Source organism: Mycobacterium sp. E3339 (genome assembly GCF_001666915.1).
GTDB lineage: Bacteria > Actinomycetota > Actinomycetes > Mycobacteriales > Mycobacteriaceae > Mycobacterium.
Map to the genome: position 1 here is coordinate 1 of NZ_LZIZ01000048.1, position 4,707 is coordinate 4,707.

Below are 4,707 nucleotides of genomic sequence, written 5' to 3' on the forward strand. Positions count from 1 at the left end.
TCGCCGAGTTCGATGCGGTAGCCGCGGATCTTGACCTGTTCGTCGGCGCGGCCCATGTACTGCAACTGGCCATCGGCACCCCAGCGCACCAAATCCCCGGTCCGATACATCCGCGCGCCCGACCCGCCGAACGGGCACGCCACAAACCGCGTAGCGGACAGGCCGGACCGGCCCACATATCCGTGCGCCAGGCCTCGGCCGGCCACGTACAACTCGCCGACCACGCCCTCGGGCACGGGCCGCAGCCACCCGTCCAGCACGAAGAAGCCCAGGTGGGCCAGCGGGACGCCGATCGGGCTGGCATTGCTGTCGACATCCCCATCGACGATCTCGCGGAACGAGGCGTGCACCGTGGTCTCGGTGATCCCATACATATTGATCAACCGCGGCAACCCCGGATGATGGTGCAGCCACTTGCCCAACCGGTGCGGCTCGAGGGCCTCCCCGCCGAACACCACCGTCTGCAACTTCAGCTGCTGGCCCAGCTCCGGCGCCAACGAATCGGCGGTCTGCAACGCATAAAACGCCGACGGCGTCTGACTCAGCACGCTGACCTGTTCCCGGACCAGCATCGCGTGCAGCTCTTCGGGCGAGCGGACCACCGCATCGGGAACGATCACCAGCCGGCCGCCGTACAACAGCGACCCGAAGATCTCCCACACCGAGAAGTCGAAGGCCAGCGAGTGGCACTGCGTCCACACCTGCCCCAGCGCCAGCTGCGCGTCCAAGGATTCCAGCAGCTGAGTCACGTTGCGGTGCGGCACCGCCACGCCCTTGGGGGTGCCGGTGGTCCCGGACGTATAGATGATGTAGGCGATGTTGTCCGGGGAAGGCGCGGGCAGCCCGTCGGTGGACTGGGAGGCGACGGCGGGATCGTCGAACTCGATGACGTCCAGGTTTTGTCCGTCGAGCCGTGACCGCACCTCCGCGGTGGTGACGGCGGCGATCGGCGCCGCGTCGCCGAGCACGAAGTCGATGCGCGCCGCCGGCACCGTCGGGTCGACGGGCAGGTAGGCCGCCCCGGTCTTGAGCACCGCCAGGATGGCCACGACGGCCTCGGCAGTCCTGGGGAACAGCACCGCGACGCGCTCCCCTGGGCCGGCACCCCGGCTCACCAAGAGGTGGGCCAAGCGGTTCGCCGCTTCCTCGACCTCGCCGTACGTCCAGGACCGGTCACCGTCGGTGATGGCCATCGCCTCGGGCGCGCGGGCCGCTTGCGCGGCGAACAGCTCCGGGATGGACGCCAACTTGGGTGCCGGCTCGGCCAGCACCGGCCGGTTGCCCCAGTCGTCCAGCCGGGTGTGCTCGTTGGCGTCGAGCAGGTCGATCGCGGACAGCCGCCGGGAGGGATCGGCGGTCATGGCCACCATGACCTGCTGCAGTCGGTCGATCAGCGTCTCGATCGCGGCGGGGTTGAACACCTCGGTGTCGAACTCGACGCGCAGGCTAAATTCGTGACCCGGGGAGGCCACCACGGACAGCGGGTAGTGGTTGTACTCCCGGCTGCTGAAGTCGGTGACGGCCAGCTCGTGGACGCCCAGCAGCGCGCCCGCGTCGATCGGATAGTTCTCGTAGAGGAAGAGGGTGTCGAACAACTGGTCGTGTCCGGTGACCCGGTGGATTTCGGGCAGCGCCAGGTGCTCGTAGTCGACGGTGTCGTTGTGCAGGCGCTGCAGCTGGTCGAGCAGGTCGGCGACGGTGGTCGTCGCGGTGATGGTGGCCCGCACGGGAACGGTGTTGATCAGCAGGCCCACCATCGCGTCCGCGCCGGGCAGTTCGGTGGGACGCCCCGAGACCGCGGTGCCGAAGGCCACGTCATGCTGGCCGGTCAGCCAGGTCAGCAGTTGGGTCCACGCTCCCTGCAGCACGGTGCTGATGGTGGTGCGGCACGAGCGCGCCAGCTCGCCCAGCGCGCGGGTGGTGTCGGCGGGCACGTGGAAGGCGGCGACGCCGCGGCGCCCGATCTGTCCGAGCGGGCCGACCAGGGTGGGGGTCTCGAACCCGGCCAGCGCCTGGGCCCAGGCCGCCTGCGCGGCGGCGCGGTCCTGACTGGTCAGCCAGGTGACGAAACTTCGGTACGACGGGGCTGCGGGCAACCGCTCGCCGTAGTAGCTGGCGAAGACTTCCTGCAGCAGCACGGGCAGCGACCAGCCGTCCACCACGATGTGGTGAATGGTGAGCACGACCCGGTGCCGGTCGGGCGCCGTGCGGATCAGCGCGCCCCGGAACGACGGCTGGCCGGCCAGGTCGCACACCGCGGCGCGTTCCTCGGCGCACAGCCGCTCGACCTGCTCGTCGACGTTGCCGCCGTCCAATTCGACGTAGCGCCAAGCCATTTCGGGCTCGGCGGGGATGACCTGCACGGGCTCGCCGAAGTCTTCGGAGAAGCGGGCGACCAGGTTGGGGTGGCGCTTGACGGCGGTGTGCACCGCGGCGCGCAGGCGCTGCGGGTCCAGGGCGCCGCTGACGGTGATCCCGAGCTGCACCGCGTACAGGTCGTCGAGGTCCTGCGCGAAAGCGGTGTGGAACAGCAGGCCCTGCTGGACCGGGGTCAGCGGCAGCACGTCGGCGACGCCGCCTTGCCGGCACAGGTCGTCGATCTGCTGCTGGCTCAGATGCGCGGGGGCGATGTCGGACGGGGTCAGCCCGCCGCCACCGGCCTTGACGTGCGCGCAGATTCCGGACAGCGCCTCAAACCACAACTGGCTCAAGCGATTAACGCGCTCGTGGTCGAGCGCCGACGGGGCCCAGGTCCAGTTGGCCTGCAGGTGCGGGCCGGCCTCGGTGTCCATGGTGCCGGCGTTGAGTTCGACGGTGTGCGCCAACGGCATGGGCACCGCGGTGGCGACCGCGGCAACGGCCAGGCTGTCGTGGCTGACGCGCCACAGGTCCTCGGAGAGGTCGGCGCCCGCGCCGAGCCGGCCGAGGTAATTGAACCCGATCACCGGGTCGGCCCCGTCCAGGTCCACCTCTGCGTTGAGGTAGCGCAGCAGGCCGTAGGTCAGGCCGTCGGGCAGGGCGCGCAGCTGTTCCTTGGCGTCCTTGATCACCGCGCCCAGCGCGGCCTCGCCGGCCACCACCTGCGACCAGTTCAGCCGGCCACCCTTCAATGCCACCGGGTACTTGGTGGTGAACCAGCCCACCGTGCGCGACAGGTCGACCCGCGCAGCCAGCTCCTCCTGACGCCCGTGACCCTCCACGTCGATGCCGATCGGCGTCGCGCCGGTCCCCAGGAATTCGGCGAACGCCAACCCGAAAGCGATCAACAGGATGTCGCCCACGCCGGCGTGGAACGCGGCCGGCACCTCACCGAGCAGCAGCCGGGTCGTCTCCACGTCCAGCGAGACGGACAGCTGACCGGCGTTGACGTACGTGTCGACGTCGGGTTGCACCGCCGGCAACGCGGCCGGGGTGGTCGCCACCTGCCGCCATTCGTCGGCCCGGGCCACCACGTCGTCACGTTGCGCGTACTCCTGAAGCAGCGACGACCACCGGGCGAACGACGTCCCGGGCGCCGGCAAGGCGATGGGCTGCCCGTTGTGGTGCTGGGCCCACGCGATGTTGAAGTCTTCCAACAGGATTCGCCACGACACCCCGTCGACGGCCAGGTGGTGGATGATCAGTGCCAGCTGGCCCGCGGACTCCGCCCATGCCGCACTGACCATGACACCGGCGGCCGGGTTCAACCGCGACCGTGCCTCCGCGAGCGCCTCGTCGGACAACGCGTCGACGACGTGCACGCAACCGCGCGCGTCCACGGAGCCGACCTCGGGCACCTGCAGCGACCAGCCGCCGGCGCCGTCATCGTCGGCGCGCAGCCGCAGGGCGGCATGCCGGTCCAGCAGCGCCTGCAGCACCACCACCACGTCGGCCTCGGTCGCCCCGGCCGGGGCAGACACCACCATGGTCTGGTTGAACTGCTCGATGGGGCCGTCGATGCTCTGAAGCCACCGCATGATCGGGGTCGCGACGACCGGCCCGACGCCGTCGTCGCCGGCGCCGGCGGCGCCGTCGGCGGCCACCTCGGCCACCCGGGCCAGCCGGGAAACCGTCTGCTCGACGAACACGTCACGAGGCCGGAACAGGATGCCGGCCGCGCGGGCCCGGGCCACCACCTGCATCGACAAAATGCTGTCGCCACCCAGGTCGAAGAACGACGCGTCCACCCCGACCCGCTCCAGACCCAGCACCTGGGCGTAGATGTCGGCCAGCAGCTCCTCGACGGCGTCGCCGGGAGCGCGGTATTCGGCGGTGGCGTATTCGGGGGCCGGCAGCGCTCGCCGGTCGAGCTTGCCGTTGCCGGTCAACGGCAGGGCGTCCAGCACCACCACCGCGGCCGGCACCATGTACGGCGGGAGGCGGTCGGCCAGCGCGGCCCGGATCGCGGCCGGATCGGCCGTCCCGGTGATGTACCCCACCAGCCGCTTGTCGCCGGGCCGGTCCTCGCGGGCGATCACGGCCGCCTGGTCCACCCCATCGAGGCCCTTGAGCACCGATTGGATCTCGCCGAGCTCGATGCGGTACCCACGGATCTTGACCTGCTCGTCGGAGCGGCCGAAGTACTGCAGCTGCCCGTCCTCGGTCGCGATGTTGCCGGCGGACGGATTGGAGTCCACCGCCCTGGTGGTGGCCGGGGAGGCCTGCCCGGCCGACGTGGTCAACCGGTGGGCGGCGCCCGGCCGGGTGATGCTCGACGCCTACGGCCCG

The 4,707-nt window shown here is 70.7% G+C and carries 1 pseudogene; it reads right to left on the reverse strand.

Going from position 1 to position 4,707, the window contains the following annotated elements:
• Positions 1-4,577 (reverse strand): annotated as a pseudogene (locus A5702_RS03865) (amino acid adenylation domain-containing protein); the annotation flags it as partial.
• Positions 4,578-4,707 lie beyond the last annotated feature (130 nt).